Source organism: Kitasatospora aureofaciens (assembly GCF_001188955.3).
In the GTDB taxonomy this organism is placed as follows: Bacteria; Actinomycetota; Actinomycetes; order Streptomycetales; family Streptomycetaceae; genus Kitasatospora; species Kitasatospora aureofaciens.
Genome location: NZ_JPRF03000037.1, coordinates 1 through 18,742, shown reverse-complemented (window position 1 = coordinate 18,742; position 18,742 = coordinate 1). Strand labels below are relative to the sequence as shown.

At 73.3% G+C, this 18,742-nt stretch carries 15 protein-coding genes; 6 read left to right on the top strand and 9 right to left on the bottom strand.

What is annotated here, in order from left to right; translation table 11 throughout:
• The first annotated feature begins 1 nt into the window (after position 1).
• From HS99_RS24430 to HS99_RS24415, 4 genes are read left to right on the top strand one after another with little or no spacing between them, the layout of a single operon-like run.
• The gene (locus tag HS99_RS24430) at positions 2-1,192 is read left to right on the top strand and encodes a cytochrome P450 (protein WP_050366651.1); all 1,191 of its coding nucleotides are present in this window, start codon (positions 2-4) and stop codon (positions 1,190-1,192) included.
• Complete coding sequence (locus HS99_RS24425) at positions 1,189-2,385, top strand: flavin monoamine oxidase family protein (RefSeq protein WP_141763797.1); 1,197 nt, start codon at positions 1,189-1,191, stop codon at positions 2,383-2,385. Before HS99_RS24430 ends, HS99_RS24425 begins: the two co-directional genes overlap by 4 nt.
• 11 nt (positions 2,386-2,396) lie before the next feature.
• Entirely contained in the window at positions 2,397-3,338 is a 942-nt protein-coding gene (locus HS99_RS24420) for a Rieske 2Fe-2S domain-containing protein (protein ID WP_030555318.1), read from the top strand.
• Entirely contained in the window at positions 3,331-4,104 is a 774-nt protein-coding gene (locus HS99_RS24415; protein ID WP_030555320.1) for an alpha/beta fold hydrolase, read from the top strand. The genes HS99_RS24420 and HS99_RS24415 overlap by 8 nt, the downstream gene beginning before the upstream one ends.
• Positions 4,105-4,164: 60 nt before the next feature.
• Here HS99_RS24415 and HS99_RS45170 read toward each other — a convergent pair whose 3' ends face one another.
• The gene (locus tag HS99_RS45170; protein WP_157846583.1) at positions 4,165-4,332 is read right to left on the bottom strand and encodes a hypothetical protein; all 168 of its coding nucleotides are present in this window, start codon (positions 4,330-4,332) and stop codon (positions 4,165-4,167) included.
• Positions 4,333-4,387: 55 nt separating this feature from the next.
• On the bottom strand, positions 4,388-4,480 hold the full coding sequence (locus tag HS99_RS48470; RefSeq protein WP_157846584.1) for a DUF397 domain-containing protein: 93 nt from the start codon (positions 4,478-4,480) through the stop codon (positions 4,388-4,390).
• A 143-nt stretch (positions 4,481-4,623) separates the two neighbouring features.
• On the opposite strand from HS99_RS48470, the gene HS99_RS24405 reads away from it, so the two are divergent.
• Positions 4,624-5,814, top strand: a complete 1,191-nt coding sequence (locus tag HS99_RS24405; protein ID WP_232543061.1) for an MFS transporter — start codon at positions 4,624-4,626, stop codon at positions 5,812-5,814.
• A 51-nt stretch (positions 5,815-5,865) separates the two neighbouring features.
• On the opposite strand, the gene HS99_RS24400 is transcribed toward HS99_RS24405, so the two are convergent.
• The 7 genes from HS99_RS24400 to HS99_RS24370 all read right to left on the bottom strand — a co-directional run bounded on the left by HS99_RS24400 (position 5,866) and on the right by HS99_RS24370 (position 17,026).
• A complete protein-coding gene (locus HS99_RS24400; protein WP_030289808.1) occupies positions 5,866-6,585 on the bottom strand; it encodes a G1 family glutamic endopeptidase in 720 nt (239 codons plus the stop codon).
• Positions 6,586-6,804: 219 nt separating this feature from the next.
• Positions 6,805-7,158: a YciI family protein gene (locus HS99_RS24395; RefSeq protein ID WP_030289807.1), complete on the bottom strand. Its 354-nt coding sequence runs from the start codon at positions 7,156-7,158 to the stop codon at positions 6,805-6,807.
• Positions 7,159-7,191: 33 nt separating this feature from the next.
• Complete coding sequence (locus tag HS99_RS24390; RefSeq protein WP_141763796.1) at positions 7,192-10,134, bottom strand: NHLP bacteriocin export ABC transporter permease/ATPase subunit; 2,943 nt, start codon at positions 10,132-10,134, stop codon at positions 7,192-7,194.
• Positions 10,131-12,398, bottom strand: coding sequence for an NHLP family bacteriocin export ABC transporter peptidase/permease/ATPase subunit (locus HS99_RS24385; protein WP_046385445.1), 2,268 nt, complete (start codon positions 12,396-12,398; stop codon positions 10,131-10,133). The genes HS99_RS24390 and HS99_RS24385 overlap by 4 nt, the downstream gene beginning before the upstream one ends.
• Positions 12,399-12,410: 12 nt before the next feature.
• Positions 12,411-13,223, bottom strand: a complete 813-nt coding sequence (locus HS99_RS24380) for a biotin/lipoyl-containing protein (protein ID WP_030289804.1) — start codon at positions 13,221-13,223, stop codon at positions 12,411-12,413.
• Positions 13,220-14,728, bottom strand: a complete 1,509-nt coding sequence (locus HS99_RS24375) for a SagB family peptide dehydrogenase (protein WP_050366650.1) — start codon at positions 14,726-14,728, stop codon at positions 13,220-13,222. The genes HS99_RS24380 and HS99_RS24375 overlap by 4 nt, the downstream gene beginning before the upstream one ends.
• Before the next feature lie 21 nt (positions 14,729-14,749).
• Entirely contained in the window at positions 14,750-17,026 is a 2,277-nt protein-coding gene (locus tag HS99_RS24370) for a TOMM precursor leader peptide-binding protein (RefSeq protein WP_030555334.1), read from the bottom strand.
• A gap of 224 nt (positions 17,027-17,250) precedes the next feature.
• Here HS99_RS24370 and HS99_RS47880 point away from each other — a divergent pair.
• Positions 17,251-18,742: AAA family ATPase (locus HS99_RS47880; protein WP_170066674.1), on the top strand; the 1,492-nt coding region annotated here is incomplete at its 3' end.

Sequence of the window (18,742 nt, the reverse complement as noted above, 5' to 3'; positions counted from 1 at the left end):
CATGACGACGGCGCCGGTGCGCCTGCCGGAGCACCTGATCCACCCGTTCGCCCCCGCCGGGCGGGCGAACCCGCACCCGGCGTACCGGTGGCTCCGGGCCAACGACCCGGTCCACTACGACGCCGCGTCCCGGCTCTGGCTGGTCACCGCCCACGGCGACTGCGCCACGGTCCTGCGCGACCCGCGCTTCTCCGCCGCCCAGGGCCAGCGGGAACGCGCCCGCGACGACGCCCTGCCGCCGTCCATGCTCACCACCGACCCGCCGGACCACCACCGGCTCCGGGCCCCGGGGGCGCTGCTCCTGGGGCCGGCGGCCGTACGGTCCCTCTCCGCCGGTCTGCTGGAGGACGTGGACGCGCTGCTCGACCGGCTGCCGGTGGGCGGCCGGGTCGACGCGGTCGCGGAGATCGGCCGACCGCTCGCCACCGCCGTGTACGCGCGGTTGTTCGGGCTGCCCGCAGGGGAGTCGAAGCGCTTCGAGGCGCTCGCCCGGGCCGCGTCCGTCAACCTCGACCCGATGGTGCCTCCGGCCCGCGCCGCGCTCGGGCGCAGTGCCGCCGGGGCGTTGACCCACTACCTGGACGGGCACGCCTCTTCGGTCGTGGGCCGCACCGACGTCCCGCTGGCCGCCCTGGCCGCCGACGACCGGCTGAGCCGTGCCGAGATGCTCGGCATCCTGAGCCTGGCCGTCATCGGGGGCTGGCAGCCGCTCGCCGAGTTCATCGGCAACGCGCTGCACCTGCTGCTGCCCGACCGGGCGGCGGTGTCCTCTCTGGCAGGAGCCGACGAGGACCTCGCCCGGCTCGCCGTCGACGAGCTGCTGCGCCTGGAGGCGCCGATCCCGTTCACCGCCCGGGTCACCACCGACCGGGTCGAGCTGGGCGGCGGCGTCCTGCCGGCCGGTGCCCGGGTGCTCGCGGTGCTCACCGCGGCCAACCGCGACCCGTCCGTCTTCACCGACCCGGATGAGCTGCGGCTCGACCGCAGCCCCAACCCGCACCTCGGCTTCGGCGGCGGCCCCCACTTCTGCCTGGCCGCGCCGCTGGTCCGGCAGACCGCCGCCCTGCTGCTGCCCCGCCTGGTCCGCCGCTTCCCCGCACTGCGGGGGCCGGACGGTGTGCCGGACTGGGACCAGTGCCTGGTGCCGCGCCGGCTGCGGGCACTCCCGATCGAGCTGGGGGGCTCCGCGTGACTGATGTGATCGTGATCGGCGCCGGAGCGTCCGGCCTGAACTGCGCCCGGCTGGTGTCCCGGGAGGGGCTGTCCGTCGTGGTGTACGAGGCGAGGGAACGGCTCGGCGGGCGGATCCGCACCCACCGGCCGGCCGACGGCGGCCCGCCGCTGGAACTCGGCGCCCAGGTGGTGCACGGGGACCGCAACCCGGTGCACGAGCTGCTCGGCCCCGGCCGCACCCGTGCCGTACCGCGCCGGGTCACCGCCCGGATCGTCGAGGACGGCGCGAACCGGGAGATGGGTGCGCTGAGCTCCGGCCGCCGCGCCCCCTGGCAACTGGAGGCCGTGCTCCAGCGCAGCCCCGGCGTCACCGGGCTGTCCGTCGCCAGCTGGCTGCGCGCCTTCGGCAGTACCGGGGCCGAGGCGGTGGCCGTCCTCGAATGGTTCCGGCAGAACTGGGCCGCCGACCCGGAGGAGCTCAGCGCCGCGGGCATCGCTCGGGCGCACTGCGGGGACACCGTCGGCGAGGGCGAGTTCGCCGTCGAGGGCGGCTTCGACCGGCTGCCGGAGCGGCTGGCGGACGGCCTGGACGTACGGCTCGGGGAGCCCGTCCGAGAGCTGCTGTACGAGCCGGGGCGGGTCACCGTGCGGACGGATGCCGGGGTTTCCTCCGCCCGTGCCGTTGTGATCACCGTCCCCCCGGCGGTTCCGGTCCCCGGGCTGCCCGCGTGGAAGCTGGCGGCCGCCGCCGACCTGCCCGCCGGGGACGGCTACTGCGCGGTGGTCACCCTGGACCGGGTCGCGCCCGACACCATGATCGTGTTCGACGTGGACGGGCACACCGGCTTCACCCGCTGCGCCGCCGGACGGTCCGAGGTGCTGGTGGTCGCCAAGGCCGACGCCGCTGCGTCCCTGCGCACGGCCGGTTCGGAGCTGTCCGCTCTGCTGGCCACGGCGCTGCCCTGGACAGTCGGTGCGGCCGTGCTGGACGTCGAGGTCGCCGACTGGGGCCGGGACCCGTACACCGGAGGGGCGTTCACCGCACCCCGGGCCGGGCTGGAGGGAGCCGCCCGCCGCTGGGCCGAGCCGGTGGACGACACGCTCTTCTTCGCCGGCGAGGCGACCGTCGCGGGCGAGCAACTGCCCTGGGTGCAGGGCGCCCTGGCGAGCGGCGAGCGGGCCGCCGAACAAGTCCTCAAGGCACTTCGATGAACGCGAGCCCCATGACTGTGCACCGCGGCTGGTACCTGCTGGCCTTCCGATCCGAACTGGCCGACGAAATCACGCCGTTGGCGATCGGGCCTCGTCGCCTCATCGCCCTCCGGGAGGACGAGCGGCTGCGCGTCCTCGACGCCTCCTGCCCCCACCGGGGAGCCCACCTGGGCTACGGCGGACGCCGCGAAGGCGACTGCGTGGTCTGCCCGTTCCACGGTAAGCGGATCGGCCTCGGGGATTCGTCCAAGCACTGGTCGGTCGCAGAGCACCAGGTGCTGGAGTGGGGCGACGCCGTGTTCGTCCGGCTCTCCGACGACCCGGCGGGCGACCGAGGCTTCGAGCAGTCCCTCAAGGGCTGGAAGACCGACTACCCGCTGGTGGCGGCCGTCAGCCTGCCCGTCGACGTGCCGTCCGAGTACGTGGTGGAGAACGCCTTCGACCCGGACCACTTCAAGGCCGTCCACGGCGTGCCCGGCAACCAGGGGATGGCCACCCGTATCGGTGAACACGGGGAGCTGGTCATCGAGGGCCAGTTCCTGATGCAGGCCTCGCCTTGGCAGGACGCGCGCCGGCTGGAGGAGATCCGCTGGGAGGCGGTTCGTACGGGCCGGGTGCGGTGGGACTTCAAGCCGCGCTTCCACGCCCAGGCGTTCAGCCCGAACGTGGTCGTCACCGAGTTCGGGCCCGAGTCGGAACGACAGGTGATCGTCACCGGTTCGGTACCTTCCGCTGGTGGCGGCTGCACCGCCCGCGTCGCCATCGGCGTCCGCGAGCACCAGCGCGCCGCGCTGCCCGCCCTGCTCGGCGGCAGCGAGAAGGCTCTGGCGGAGGACAAGGTGGTCTGGGAACACCTCGACCACGCCATGACCCCGCGCTACGACGCCCGGGACGCGCCGGTCCTCGCCTTCCGCCGGTTCTGCGCCGACTTCTCCGGAGGCACTGATGCCTGAAGCCCTGCACCTGCGCCGCCGGGGCAGCGGCCCTGCCGTGCTCTGGATCCACGGCTACACCATGGACTCCACCACCTGGCAGCCCCTGTGGGACCGCCTCCCCGGCTGGACCCACATCGGCATCGACCTGCCCGGCCACGGCGGATCCGCCCCGCTCCCCCCGGGGCTGCCGCTCACCGCCCTGGCCGGGCAGCTGGCCGAGGTCGCGAAGGAAACCGGCGCCAGGTCGGTGGTCGCCCTGTCCTTCGGCTCGATGTCCGCCATCCAACTCGCCATCCAGGAGCCGGGGTTGGTCGACAACCTCGTCCTCGCCGCCCCCACCCTCGCCGGCACCCCCAACGAGGACTCCGCCAGGGTTCGCTACCAGCAGCTCTCGATGCTCTACCGCATGGTCGGGCCCGGTGAGCAGCTGGCCGACCTCTGGATGCAGTCCCCGCCCGACATCTTCACCGGCACCCAGCGCCACCCCGCCCTGCGGGCCTCTCTCCGCGAGGTCGTCGCCCGCCACACCTGGGCCGAACTCGGCAACCGCGCCATGGACGCCCTCACCTCCCACAAGCACACTGCCGAGGACCTGCGCCGCATCACCGCCCGCACCCTGGTCGTCCTCGGCGACGAAGACATGCCCGCCTTCGTCCGCAACGCCGAACTCCTACGTGCCACCGTCCCGGATTGCCAGTTGGAGACCCTGAAGGAGACCGGCCACCTCCCCCTCCTGGAACGCCCCGACGCCAGCGCCGAGCTGATCGCCGCCCACCTGGCCTGAGGCACACCAAAGCGGCCCGCTCCCTACGGTGACAGGGAGCGGGCTGCTCTGGTGCGCCCGTCAGCCGAAGGGCAACACCTGGGTGCTGCCACCGGCCAGGATGTGTGCGTAGTCGCTATCGCGGTTGAGCGAGCGGTAGTTGATCATCGGATCACCGGCCCGCACGCGTGCGGTCGCGCACCCGAGGGACCAGGTCTGCGGCGGCTGCACGTCGAGATCCTCGATCACCGCAGATGCGGAGCACTGCGTACAGGCCGCCATTGGGTCCTCCCCGGCGTCAGATTCAGATGGTGGCGGCGAACGTTACGAACGCCTGCCGGGCGGACGGGTCGAAGGCGAGGTGGGAGCCGGTCTTGTCCTTGGAGCCGCGGACCACCCCAACGCGAAGACCGTCTGGGCCGACTCGACCTCGTCGCCCCCGATGCCACCTGAACCGCACACCTCGCGGCCCCGGACGCTTCGGAGGTTGAGGTCGCAATCGCGCCAGCCGGGGCCCGGCACCGCTGTTGGACTGGCTGCGTGTCCACAACTTCTCTGCTCACATCGCCCGTTGCTGCCCGTACCTCGGTGCGCAGCTGGTTGGCCGTGGTCTCCGTGATGACGGGGATCTTCTCCGTCGTGACCACCGAGATCCTGCCGATCGGCCTGCTCACCCCGATCGGCGACACCTTCCGGATCTCGGACGGCACCGCCGGGCTGATGATGACCCTGCCGGGGATCGTCGCGGCCGTGGCCGCCCCGGTCGTCACGGTCGCCGTTCGGCGGGCCGACCGGCGCCGGGTCCTGTGCGGGCTCATGCTGGCCCTCGCGCTGGCCGATCTCGTCAGTGCGCTCGCGCCCGGCTACTGGGCGGTGCTCGCCGCCCGGATCGTGCTCGGAGTGGTGATCGGCGGGTTCTGGTCGGTCGGGGCCGGACTCGCGCCGCGTCTGGTGGCGGGGGCGGAGTGGCAGGCCCGGGCCAACACGGTGATCTTCTCGGCCGTCCCGCTGGGGTCGGTCCTGGGCGTGCCCGCCGGGGTGCTGCTCGGCCACCTGGCCGGGTGGCGGGCGGCCTTCGCGGCCATGGCGCTGCTGACCCTCGCTGTCTTCGCCGCCCTCGCCGCGACCCTGCCCCCGCTGCCGCCGGAGGCCCCGACCAGGCTCGCCGTCCTGCGGGGGCTGTTGCGCACGCGGTCGGTCCGGGCCGGGTTGGTGGTGACTCTCCTCCTGGTGAGTGCCCACTTCGGCACGTACACCTACGTGACCCCGTTCCTGGAGGACGTCACCCAGGCCGGCCCGGACGCCGTCACCGCGCTCCTGCTGGTGTACGGGGCCGCGGGCGTCGTCGGCAACGTCGTGGGCGGAGTCTGGGCGGGCCGGCGGCGCGCCACCTTCACCCTCGCCATCGGCCTGCTCGCCGCCGCCGTGCTGCTGCTGCCCGCCCTCGGGACCACCTGGCCGGTCGCGGCACTGCTGCTCGCGGCGTGGGGCCTCGCCTACGGCGCCGTCCCGGTCTGTGCGCAGACCTGGTTCGTCCGCGCGGCCCCGCACGCGCCGGAGGCGGCCACCGTCGTCTTCACCTCCTCCTTCCAGGCCGCCATCTCGCTCGGTGCCCTGGTCGGCGGTGCGGTCGTCGACGCCTCGTCGCCGTCGACGGTGCTGCTGCTCGGCGGGTGCGTCGCGCTCGTCGCCGCAGCGGTGGCGCACGTTTCCGCAGCTCGGGAACCGTAGAAGAGGAGCAGGAAGTCGGCCCGGCCGACTTCCTGCTCCTCGATACGATGGCTATTCCGCCAGGAAGGTGTCGGTGAAGCTGGTGCCGCTGGAGCCGAGGCCGCTGGTGCGGGCCTCGTAGGTGCCGTTGGCGCTGGGGTCGAGGGCGACCGGGCTGAAGGACCCGAGGGACTTGCCGTTGACCGTCGCCGAGGTGAAGCTCAGCGTGCCGAAGTCGGGGTAGGAGCCGGTCGGCGACTCGATGATGACCTCGGCGCTGGTCCGTTGTGCGGAGACGGACTTGGTCGTGGTGTAGGTCCAGCCCTGCGAGGAGTCGGTGAGCTTGAGGGTGTAACGGTTGCTCCCGGCGTAGGTGACCGAGGCGCTGATGTGGTCGCCGGCCGAGACCGGGTAGGAGCTGAGGCTCAGGTAGACCGGGTTCGCCGGGTACATCTCGTACCAGGCCTGGTTCACCGGGCTGCCGCTGGAGCAGTCGGTCGCGACGCCGGTCTGTTCCACGGAGGACGAGCCGTACCCGTCGATGCCGACCCAGGGGGCGTAGAGGTCGTTGGTGGAGTTGCAGACCGCGTCCGGTTCGGTCCAGGAGGCCGAGACCGAGGTGAAGCCGCTGCCGGTGGCGGCGTAGCCGCCCCAGTTGTAGCCGTTGGTGTTGTACGCGAGGGGGCGGAACGCCAGGCTCTGGGCGGCCGCCGCGGTGCTCGGTGCCGCGGGGGCGGCGAGTGTGGTGGCGGCCGCCGCGAGGGTGGCGAGGCGTATGACGAAATTGCGCATGTCGGCTCCTTCGTTGGGGGCGAGCAGGAGGTGCACGCGCCAGCCCGGCCGTTGGGGTCGGCCGTTGAGGGGTGGCAGTACAGAGTTGCCGACTGTCATGAGCGGGGCAAGACCACACGGACATTGTTGAGGCGTCAATTGCCTTAGCGCGACCAAGAATTGACCGAACTCATGAAGGCCCCGTCTTCCCAGGACGGGGGCCTTCATGCTCCACTGTGCTCAGGTCACCCGTACCGGCCGGACCTCGACCAGGTCGCCCGGCGCCGCGGGCATCCAGCGCGCCCACGACACGGCCTCCGCCTCGTCCGCGACGTCGATGACCCACAGCCCGCCCAGGTGCTCGTGCCCCTCCCGGTACGGCCCGTCCGAGACCGGCGCCTCGGAGCCGCCGCCGGGCACCACCAGCCGGGCGCTGCAGCTGCGACGCAGCCCGGCGCCGTAGCGGACGGTGACCCCGGCCTCGTGCAGCGCGCGCCCGAACCGCACGTGGGCGGCGTCGAGTTCGGCCTGTTCGGCCTCGCTCAGTCCGTTCCAGACCCGCTCGTCGCCGTGAATGAGCAGGGTGTATTCCATCGTTCTCTCTTCTTCCGTCTACCCGTCCACCGGCTACATCTGCCGGTGCGCCAACCGGGCGAACAGCCCGTCCCGGTCGGCCAACAACTCCTCGTAGCGGCCCTGTTGAACCACCCGGCCCTGGTCCATCACGATGATCCGGTCGGCTTCGGCCACCGTCGACAGCCGGTGGGCGATGACCACCCGGGTCGCGTTGAGCCGGCGGGTGGATTCGGTGACGAGGCGCTGGGTGGGGTTGTCCAGGGCGCTGGTCGCCTCGTCGAAGAAGACGATGCGGGGCCGGGAGACGAGCGCGCGGGCGATCATCAGGCGTTGCCGCTGGCCGCCGCTGAGGGTGCTGGTGCCTTCGGAGAGCACGGTGTTCATGCCCATCGGCATGGCCGCGATGTCCTTGTCGATGCCGGCCATCTCGGCGGCGGCCCAGGCGTCGTCGAGGGTGTGGTTGGTGGAGCCGACGATGTTGGCCTTGATGTCCCCGGCGAGCAGTGCGCCGTTCTGCAGCACCACCCCGCACTGGCGGCGGACCGCCGAGACCTCCAGCTCGCCGAGGTCCTGGCCGTCGTACAGCACCGTGCCGCTCTCCGGGCGTTCGAAGCCGAGCAGCAGACGCAGCACGGTGGACTTGCCGCTGCCGGAGGGGCCGACGATCGCCACGAACTCGCCGGGTTCGATGCTGAGCGTGACGTCCTGGAGGGCCGCCGGGCCGTCCTCGCCGTAGCGGAAGGTGACGTGGCTGAGGCCGAGGCGGCCGGAGAGGTCGCCGGGGTCGGCCTTGGTGTCGTCGACCTCGGGCTTCTCCTCCAGGATCGGCCGCAGCCGTTCCAGCATCGGTACGACGCCCATCGCGGTGACGGCCGCCGAGGTGAACTGGAGGCTGGAGGCGATCAGCAGGTTGAAGGCGGTGAAGAAGGAGAGGAAGACGGGGATCGGAACGTCGCCGTCCAGCGGTCCGGCGATGACGCCGAAGATGACCACCGAGCACACCAGCGGGAAACCGGCGTTGAAGGTGGTGACGGCGTTCTGCACCCGGCGCGAGGAGGCGGCCAGGCCGCGGCCCTTGCCGAGTTCGGCGGCCCACACCCCGAACACCCGGTCCTCGGCCGCGGTGACGCGCAACTTGGGTACGGCGGTGAGCAGTTGGAAGACCCGGGCGGACATCGCCTGCTCGTGGGCGTACAGCCGGCGCTGCCAGCGGACCTCCAGCCGTCCGGCGGCCAGGCCCACCCCGACGCCGACCAGCACCAGCAGAGTGGCCAGCCCGGCCAGCCGCAGGTCGTAGAAGTAGACCAGCACCAGGTTGGCGAGACCGGTCAGCAGCCCGAGGGTCGCCGTGGTCATCATCCCGGAGAGGGTCTCCTGGGCGGCGCTGACGCCGAGCACCGTGGTGCCGAGCTCACCGGTGGAGTAGTTGGCGAAGAACGGCGCGGGCAGCGACAGCAGCCTGGTCCAGACGCCGACCTGCATGGCGGCGGTGGAGCGGCTCTCGATCCGCAGTACCGCGATGTTCTGCACGATGGACAGCGCGGCCACCGCCATCGCGGAGCCGATCACCACCAGCGCGCCCTCGGTGATCAGGTTGCGCTGGGCGTGGGCGACGAAGGTGCCGAGCACCTCGCCGGTCATCACCGGGACGAGCAGGCCGATCAGTGCGACGAGGGCGGCCATGCCGGTGAACATCCACAGGTCCTGCCGGTTGTTGCGCAGGCCGAAGCGGAGCAGCCCGGCGACGGTGCGGACGGCCGCGGGCAGCGGCCGGTACAGCACGGTGGCCTTGTTCTGCAGTTCGGCGGCGAGCTTCGGGGTCAGCGGGGTGACCTTGCCGCCCTCGGCCAGTACGTAGCCGTTGCCCAGCGGGAGCAGTGCGACCGGGGCGCCGGCCTTGCGGTAGCCGACCATCGCGCCGAGGTCGTTCTGCCACCACCTGCCGTCCAGCCGGACGGATCGGGTGCGCACGTGGGAGGCCAGCGCGATGGCCTGGAGCCGGTCGAGCCGGCGGTCGTGGCCGCTGCCCGCCACCGGGGCGGTGACGCTGAACCCCTCGTGCGCGGCGACCAGCCGGGCGGCGGCCAGAGTCGGTTCGTCGCCGGTGGCGTCGCCGATCCGCAGCCGGGAGGCGGTGTCGCGCAGGATGGTCTCGAAGCCGCGGGCGGAGTCGGCGAGGGTGCCGGCGTCGCGTTCCCGGCGGGTGGCGATCTGCGCGGTCTCGGCGGTGCGGCGGCCCTCGATCCGGCGGTCCACGGCGTCCAGCAGCCGCCCGCAGTGGGCGGCGAGGCGCTCCCACAGGCCGCCCCGGTCGAGGAGTTCGCGCGGGGAGCGGGCCCGTACGGTGGCCGGGCCGGTCGCGACCAGCCAGTCCCGCTCGGTCAGGCAGACCTCGGCGCCCTCGGTGAACTCGCCCGCGCCCTCGGGTGCCTCGACGGTGCCCTCCTCGACCCGCACCCACTGCAGGCCGTCCACGGAGCGCAGGGCCTGGCCCTTCTTGAGGACGGTCGGCTCCGCCGGGTCGAGCGGGGTGAACTCGCGCGGCGGGAGGGTGTCGCGCAGCGCGCCGGCCAGCGCGGTGAGGCCGCGGGCCAGCCCGGCGAGGAACTGCTCGGAGGCGGCAGAGGCGGCAGGGGCGGCGCCGGAAGCACCGCCGGAAGCACCGCCGGAAGCACCGCCGGACAGTCCCTCGACCCGGGAGGTGGCGAGGTGGGACAGTTCGGCGCCGAGCACCGGCCGGGCGACGATGCCGCGGCGCGCCCCGGCCGCCGCCGTGCCGGGCACCAGCGTGCCCGCCTCGATCCGGCAGAGGAAGTGCCAACGGCCCTGGGGCGTGCCGGAGTCGAGCCGGACGGCGAACAGGTCGACGGCGCCGGACCGGACCAGCAGCATCCGCCCGGGGTCGTCGAGCACGAGGTAGCGCTCACCCGCGGGCTCGGCTGCCTCGGCTGCCTCGGTGAGGAACGGCGAGAAGACCTCCACGGCAAGACTCACAGTTCGTCCTCCTCCTCGCGGCGCGCGGACTCGATGAGCGCGGTGTAGTGGCCGCCGAGCGCCAACAGCTCGTCGTGGGTGCCGCGTTCGACGATCGAGCCCTCGTGGAGCACGATGATCTCGTCGGCGTCGCGGACGGTGGAGAGCCGGTGCGCGATGATCAGGCAGGCGCAGCCCCGGCGGCGCAGATTGTCCATGATCACCCGCTCGGTCTCCGGGTCGAGTGCGCTGGTCGCCTCGTCCAGCACCAGCAGGGTCGGCTCGCTGGCCAACGCCCGCGCCAGTTCGAGTCGTTGGCGCTGGCCGCCGCTGAAGTTGCGGCCGCCCTCCAGGACCGGGCTGTGGATGCCGCCGGGCCGGGTCATCACGGTGTCGAAGACGGCGGCGTCGCGCAGCGCGGCGGTGACGGCCTCGTCCGGGACGTCGTCGTTCCAGAGCGTCAGGTTGTCCCGGACGGTTCCTTCGAACAGCGAGATGTCCTGGTCGACGTAGGCCAGCGAGGAGGCCAGGACGGTGCGGGAGATCTCCTCGCGCGGCCGCCCGTCCAGCAGGATCCGGCCGGACCACGGGGTGTAGAGGCCGGTGAGCAGCCGCCCCAGGGTGGACTTGCCGCTGCCGGAGCCGCCGACCACGGCGATCCGGCGGCCGGGGACGACGGTCAGGCTGAGGTCCTTGATGATCGGCTCGGAGAGCGGGCTGTAGCCGAAGCGGACGTCCTCGAACTCCAGGGTGCCGTCCAGCTTGGGCCCGGCCGGCGGTTCGGGGCGGGCGAAGGCGGCGGCGACCGGGTAGCGCTCGACGTCGTACAGCCGCTTGATGTCGGCGGTGACGTCCTGGAGCCGCCCGCCCAGGTTGGTGAGCTGGGTGACGGGCCGGCTGAGCGCGGCCAGCAGGGTCTGGAAGGAGACCAGGATGCCGACGCTCATCGCGCCGTCCACCACCCGCTGGCCGCCGACCAGCAGGATCAGCCCGCTGTTCAGCGCGGCCAGCATCGGCGGCACCACGGTGAGCACGGCGCTGGGGATGCCCAGCTTCTGCTTGGCGGTGACGACCTTGGCCAGGAACCCGGCCCAGCGGCCGAAGGCGTCCTGCTCGGCGCCGGTGGCCTTGACGGTCTCGATCAGCGACAGCGTGGTGAAGGTGGTCGCGGTGAGGTTGCCGCGGTCGGTGCGCAGCGCGGCGACGGCGTCGGTGCGGGCCCGGGCGACGGCCTGCAGCACGACCACGTTGAGCAGCGCCATGCCGACGCCGACCACCCCGAGCAGGATGTCGTAGCGGATCAGCACGGCCGCGTAGAACAGCACCAGGCCGAGGTTGATCACGGTGAGCGCGAGGTCGCGGGAGAGGATCTCGGCGACCACGTCGTTGCCGGACACCCGCTTGGCGACCTCGGCCGGGCGGCGCTGCAGGAAGAAGTCGACCGGCAGCCGCAGCAGGTGCCGGAAGAACCGGGCGGAGCTGACCAGCCCCATCCGGATCTCGATCCGCAGCAGGTAGTGCCGTTGGACGGAGGTCAGCACGAACACGACCACGGCGGTGGCGGTCATGGCGGCCAGCAGCGGGAGGAGGTAGCCGCTCCCGCTGCCGGCCAGCACGCGGTCGATGAACACCCGGGTGTACGCGGGGACCGCGATGCCGGGCAGCACCAGCAGCAGGCTGGCGAGCAGCACCAGCGGCATGGCGCGCCCGGTGGGCAGCCGGCGTTCCAGCAGGGCGCGGCCGATGCCGCCCTTGTCGCCGCCGGGCTGGAAGTCGGGGCCCTTCTCGAAGGAGAGCACGATGCCGGTGAAGCCGGAGTCGAACTCCTCCCACTCCATCAGCCGGGGGCCGCTGGCCGGGTCGTTGACGGCGACGACGGTGCGGCCGTACCGGGTGCGGACGCCCTCGACCACCATGAAGTGCTGGAACGCCCAGAAGATGATCACCGGGCCGTCGAGGTCGCGGAGCTTCTCGGCCTCGGTCTGGTAGCCGCGGGCGGTGAGCCCGTACGTACGGGCGGCGTTCAGCAGGGTGGAGGCGCGGGCGCCGTCGCGGGAGACGCCGCAGACGCCGCGCAGGTCCTCCAGCGGGACCCAACGGCCGTGGTAGGCGAGGATCATGGCGAGGCTGGCGGCGCCGCACTCGACCGACTCCATCTGCAGGACGGTCGGGACGGCGTGCCGCCAGCGCCGCGGCGCGGCCGCCCGGGTGGGGCGGCCGCGGCGGGGCTTCTTCTGCTTCTCCTCCGGGGAGACGGAGGTGGTCTCCGGGATCGTGGCTGTCATCGGAGCCTCCTCTCAGCGGCCGAGGATCAGGTTGAACGGGGTCTGCCGGCCGACGTTGATCGTGGCGGTGACGGCGACCTGGGTGCCCAGCGGGTGCGGCGGGCCGCTCTGGGACGTCCAGGCGAAGCCGCTCGGGGTGTCCGGGTCGGGCGTCAGGTCGACGACGACCAGCCGGGGCGCGTCCTTGCCGAGGTAGCGCTGGGCGGCGAGGTCGCCGCCGACCAGGCCGGATACGGCCTCCCTGGTGAGCGCGTACGGGCTGACCGAGCTGACGGTGCCGCGCAGCAGGCCGAAGGTGCCGGCCGGGGTGGTGGACACGTTGAGGTCCACCTGGTCGCCGGGCTCCAGGCCGACGCTGCGGGTCGCGGGCACGAACACCATCGCGACCACCCGCTCCTGCGGGTCGTCCACCCGCTCGACCGAGGCGACCGGCGAACCGGGGGCGACCACCTGCCCGTCGGTGACCGACAGGCCGACCACCCGCCCGCCGAACGGGCTGGTGATCTCCCGGCTGTGGCCCTCGGTGTCCTCGACCCGCACCACCGACTGGCCCTGCCGGACCTGGTCGGCGGGCTTGGCGAGCACGGTGCGGACCATCCCGCCGAACGGGCTCTGGATCATCGCGGTGCCGTGCGGGTGGGTCAGCAGGCCGGGAGCGTCCACGGTGATCGGGATGTTCCCGGCGAAGGTCCACAGCAGCGCCGTGGCCATGGTGATCATCACGACGAACAGGGCGATCCAGCCCCGGGGCGCGGCGAGCAGGGTCGGCGAGTCGAGCTCGTCCGGCTCGCGCATCCGCTGCAGCGCCTTGAAACGGAACTTCATCGTCTGGCTTCTCTCCGTGGGACGCCGACGTCCTGGCGCAGCGTGGGCGGCCGGCTGCCGATGACCAGCTCGCCGACGCTGCCCTCGGTGAAGTAGTCGAGCCCGCTGGCCGCGGCGAAGTCGGCCGCGTCGCCGCCGCCGAGGCCGCAGACCGCGAGGTCCATGGCGGTGCCGACCAGGTAGAGGGTCTGGTAGAGCGCGCCGACGTGCTTGAGGATCAGCGGGTAGGCGACCGTCTCGTACTTCCACATCACCCGGCCGAAGCGCGCGGTGACCAGCAGCACCACCTGCGGGTCGGTCTGCATCAGGCTGGACTCGCGGGCGCTCTTCACCAGTTGGGCGGTCGCGGCGCTCGGCTCGCTGACCAGCTCCAGTTCGTGCCGGTCGGTCGCGTAGTGCCACAGCCCGGGCTCCAGGCCCGTGCAGGAGGTCACCAGCGGGTACAGCTCCAGCTCGTGCACCGCGCCGCCGCTCGGGTACGGCCGGTCGGCCAGCTCCTGGCCGTCCCCGCCGGTGAAGGTCTGCCGGCGGCGGGCGCTGCGGTGGAGCAGCTCGCCCAGCTGCTCCAGGGTGATCGGCGCCCGCTCGTCGTGGTCGCGCACCGAGCGGCGCTGCTCCAGCACCTCGGTGAACGGCCGGTCGGTGCGGACGAGTTCGTCCAGGTCCGGGACGGGCAGGGCGACCTTGCGGCCCGCGAAGGGCGCCGGGGATGCCGGCTCGGGGGCGAAGCGGTCGCCGAAGCGGTAGGTGCCGCCGTACCCGGCCACGGAGGTGGGCCGGCGGGTGCGGGAGTGGAAGGCGAGGTCGGCGGCCGTCCACTGGGCGAAGCGCTGCTCCTCGGCCTCCGGCTCGGCGCCGGGGGAGCCGTAGGCCAGCAGGCCGGCCGCGGCGAACAGCCGCAGGGTCTGCCGGACGGCGTCCAGTGGGAGCCCGCCGGGGAGTTGGGCGAGCGCGGCGGGGCTGGTCCAGCCGGCCAGGGCGGCCAGCAGGCCGGCCGCCCTGGTGGTCAGCTGGACGGCCAGCGGGCTGCCGGGGGCGCGCACCAGCAGGGCGCCGCCCTCGACCGAGGCGGAGGCGAAGCGGGACAGCTTCACCTGGCCGGTCGGGTCCGGGGTGGGCCCCGGCTCGGCGGCGCCCCGGCCGACCGGGCGCAGCCGGGCCAGTGGCTCTTCCGCGGCCTCGCCGGCCAGGTGGACGGAGTGCTCCAGCATCCCGGCCGTGCCGAGCCGGCGGCGGGTCAGCTGCCAGCGCAGCAGCCCGGCGTCGCCGTCCCGGGCCGCGACCAGGGCGGCCAGCTCCTCCTCGGTCTGCTCCCCGGCGGCCAGCGCGGCCACCGCCTCCATGGCGCCGGGCGCCAGGTCGGGCAGGCTCAGCGCGCCGACCGGCGCGGTCAGCCGGACGGCCCGGGGGCCGAGCGGGGCGAGCGCGCCGTCGGGGCGCAGCCGCAGCCGGCGCACCGTACGGGCGGCGGCGGGCAGGTGGATCTCGTCAAGGGCGGTGGTCATCTCGTCTGCACCCGGCCGTTCCTAGAAGAAGACGTTCTTCGGGTTGAGCTGCTCCTCGGTGTGCGGAGCGGCCAGCCGGCCCTGGCGCACCGGCACGTCGTAGAGCCGGCCGGGGGCGAGGCGGCGCCAGAAGTGGCGCATGCCGGGGGCGATCACCTTGACCACGGCGAGGTCGAGGTCGGGGCGGCTCTGGTCGAGCACGATCACCTCGACGCCGGCCTTCCGGGCGCGTTCGACGCAGTCCCGGACGTGTCCGGCCAGGTCGTCGCCGACGAGCGGGGCGAAGTCGGCGAGGGTGCTGGCGGGGGCGGCGCGGTCGGGCAGCAGCCAGGGCTCGCTCGCGATCGTCGCCGTCCTGCACCACTCCAGGGTCTCCAGGTCGTCGGTGCGGTAGAGGGTGTTGCCGTTCTCGTCCCGGCGGTCGACGAAGGGGAGGAACTGGTTGACCTCGGTGAGCGCGCGGATCGCGGCGATCTTCGGGTCCGGGTGAGCGCCGAAGCCGACCATGATGTCCTCGACCTCGTGCTTGCGCCGGGAGATCGCGGCGAACACCGGCACGCCGAGGTCGGAGGTGAGGTCGAGCACCCACAGCTCGCGGTCCACCGAGGCGTAGAAGGCGCGCATGGTGTCCACGTACGGGTCGTTGAGCGAGTCGAGGTCGAACTCGGGCTGGGCGAGCCGGTTGTACCACCACAGGGCGACGGCGTCGCGCTCGACGACCTCGCAGAAGCCCTGGAGGATCGCCTCCTCCAGGGTGTTGCCGCTGGCGCAGCCGTTGGAGTCGCCGACGCAGTAGAAGTGCTGCTGGAGGTCGGGGTGGCCGTACCAGGCGTAGCCGGAGGGGACGAGCCGCTCCTCGTCGTGGGTGAGCGACCAGGCACGGGTCCAGTCCAGTTCGGCGTCGACCGGGAACGGGTCGGGGACCAGGTGGAGCCGGTGCTTGGGGTCGGCGTTCCACTCGGCGCGGTTCGCGAACTGGGCGTCGGAGAACTGCAGCAGGGCGTCCATGTGGACGGCGACGGCCGGGTCGAGGTCGCGGTAGGCGGCCCGCACCACCGGCTCCTCGCCGCGCCAGACCGCCGAGTAGCGCTCGATCGCCTCGCAGATCGCGCTGACCTTGGCCTGGATCTCGGAGCGGCCCTTGCCGCCGCTCTGGCCGCGCATGTTGCGGCGCAGCAGGTCCATGTTGTCGTTGACCATGGCGAAGTTGTGGCCGGCGGTGAAGCTGTAGGTGATGCCGTTGCCGGTGTCCTCGTGCGCGCCGAGGCGGGTGATCGCGCCCAGGTGCGGACTGATGTGGTGCTTGAGCCGGTCGTAGGTGAACTGCGGGGCCTGGACGCGGTAGCCGCCGTCGGTGGTGTGCCGGGCGGGGCTGGGCTGCAGGACGACCTTGGGGCTGCGCTCGGTGAGCAGCTTCGGGTCGCCGCAGCTCGGGCACTGGGGCTGGCGGACCAGCGTGTGCTCGGTGGTCTGCAGGGTGTTGAGGTCGAGGCTGACCATGGTGCCGGAGAGCGCGGAGCAGCACTCGTCGGCCAGGATGCGGGCGGCCTCGGTGGCGAGCAGCTGGGCGGTCATCGCCGGGCCGGCCGGGATCGCGGCGCGGGTGGGGTGCAGCGGCACGGTCTCGCCGCGCTTGCCGGCCAGGTAGCGCTCGACCTGGCGGTTGCCGCTGATCCGCTGGGCCAGGCAGCTCCAGCAGCCGGTCTCGCCGGGGCGCAGCAGCGGGCCGAGCCAGGGGGAGGTGCCGGTGGGCTTGGCGAGCAGCCAGGGGCGGCCGTCGGCGAGCCGGGCGGTGTTCAGCCGCTCCAGGGCACGGTCGAGGTAGTCGTCGGTGAGGGCGACGACCAGGGTGTCCGGGCCGGCCGCGACGGCGTCGTCCTCGGTGACGGCGCGGGCTCGCAGGCCGGTGGCGGTGAGCGCGTCGACCAGCGGGGCGGCCTCGGCGGCGCCGAGTGCGAGCACCAGCAGTTCGGTGGCCCGGGCGGCCTCCAGCGCGACGGCCGGGTCGACGCCCTGGGCGTCCCAGTAGGCGAGCACGTGGTCGGGCAGGGCGGGCCGGCCCTCGGCGAGGTGCCCGGCCGCCTCGTAGCGGCGCAGCGCGGTCAGCGCCTGGCCGAGTCCGACCTCGCCGCCGAGCTCCTGGAGGATCTCGGCGACGGTGCGCCGTCCGTCCAGGTAGGGCAGGAGGCGCACCGCGGCGGCTCCCGGGACGAGGTAGTCCTGCCCCTCTCCGAGCAGGAAGACCTTTTCTCCCACCGTCTCGGTGAGGAAATGGGCCTTGAGCCGCGGACGCTCCATAAGTCATCCCCCTGTGTTCACAAGTCGTTGCGAGTATTCGAACACGGCGTCAAAAGCGATGTACATACTGCATATTCGGCGGGGCCGTCGACCTACGCATCGCGCGGAATTGCGTATTCCACTGGGGCGGTACGTAGTGCCGTACGTATTCGGCCGGAGCGTTGACAGGGGGGTGCGGAGGGCGATACTGGTGTGTCCGCGCGAAGGTACGACGGGGGGTTGCGGTGCCGACTGGGGTTTTGCTGCACCGGGAGACGGAGCTGGCGGAGCTGGCACGTGCGGTGGCGGGTGCCGGCGCCGGCCGGTCCGCGGTCGTGCTGGTCAGGGGCCCGCGGGGGATCGGGAAGAGTGCTCTGCTGCGGGCCGCGCTGGCCCGGATGCCGGGCGAGGCGGTGGTGCTGCGGGCCCGCTGCCACGACAACGAGCGGGACTTTCCGTACGGCGTCGTGCGCCAGCTCTTCGATCCTTTCATGCGCATGACAAGAACTTCGGCGGCGGCCTCGCAATTCCTGGGCGAATCACCCGGGGAATTCCTCGCCGAAGCCCTTCCGGCGGCCCTTCCGGGCGTCGACCCGGGGGCCCTCCCGGCAGGTTCCGAAAGCACCGGAAACGGGCGCGAACGGGTGCTGAACAACCTTTTCCACGCGGCCCGTTCGCTCACATCCCGGACACCCGTGGTGATGGCCGTGGACGACCTCCACCTGGCCGACGAGGAGTCCCGGCAGTGGTTCTCCTACCTCGCCCGCCGGCTCGACGGCCTCCCGGTCGCCCTGCTCGCCAGCACCGCCGACGAGGCCGCCGACCCGCTGGCCGCCGAACTCGCCGCCCTGCGCCACGCCCGCACCCTCACCCCCGGCCCGCTCTGCGACAGCTGCGTGGCCGAGCGGGTCGCCGAGGAGTTCGACGCCCCGGTCGACCCGGAACTCGCCGCCGTCTGCCACAACCTCTCCCGGGGCAACCCGCTGGTGGTCGAGGAACTCACCGCCCGGCTGGCCGCCGCCCGGATCTCGCCCGGCTCGCCCGACCTCGACAAGGTGCTCAGGATCGGCGCCGGCACCCTCGCCGACACCACCCTCAGCTGGCTGCGGCAGAGCCACCCCCGGGCCGCCGAACTGCTCACCGGCCTCGCCGTGCTGGGCGCCGACGCCGACCTCGCCACCGCGGCCCTGCTCACCGGACAGGGCGAACTGCTCGCCGACGAGGCCCGCGAGGCGCTGCACCGCACCGACCTGATCGAGCCCGGCCCGCCCGAGACCTTCCGGCACGAGCTGGTCCGCACCGCCGTCCTGGCCCGCACCGACCCGCGCGTCCTGGTCGCCCTGCACGAGCGGGCCGCCGCGCTGCTGGCCCGGCTCGGCGCCCCCGCCGCCCGCACCGCCGAACACCTGATGTCCTCCGGCACCACCGGACTGGACTGGGCCGTCCCGGTGCTGCGCACCGCCGCCCGGGAGGCCGCCGCCGACGGCCACTGGGACGACGCCGCCCGCTACCTCCAGCGCGCCCTCGCCGACGCCGCCGACCCGGAGTTGGTCCGCTCGCTCACCGGCCAGCTCGGCACCGTCGAACTCCACCGCGACGTGGCCGCCGCCGCCCGCTGCGCCGCCGGGCTCGCCGCGAACGCCCCCGACCCGGCCGAACGGGCCCGACTGCTACGGCCGTTCGCCGGCCCGGTGCTCGCGCTCAGCGCGGCCGGCGCCGCCGCCGTCCCCTTCGCCG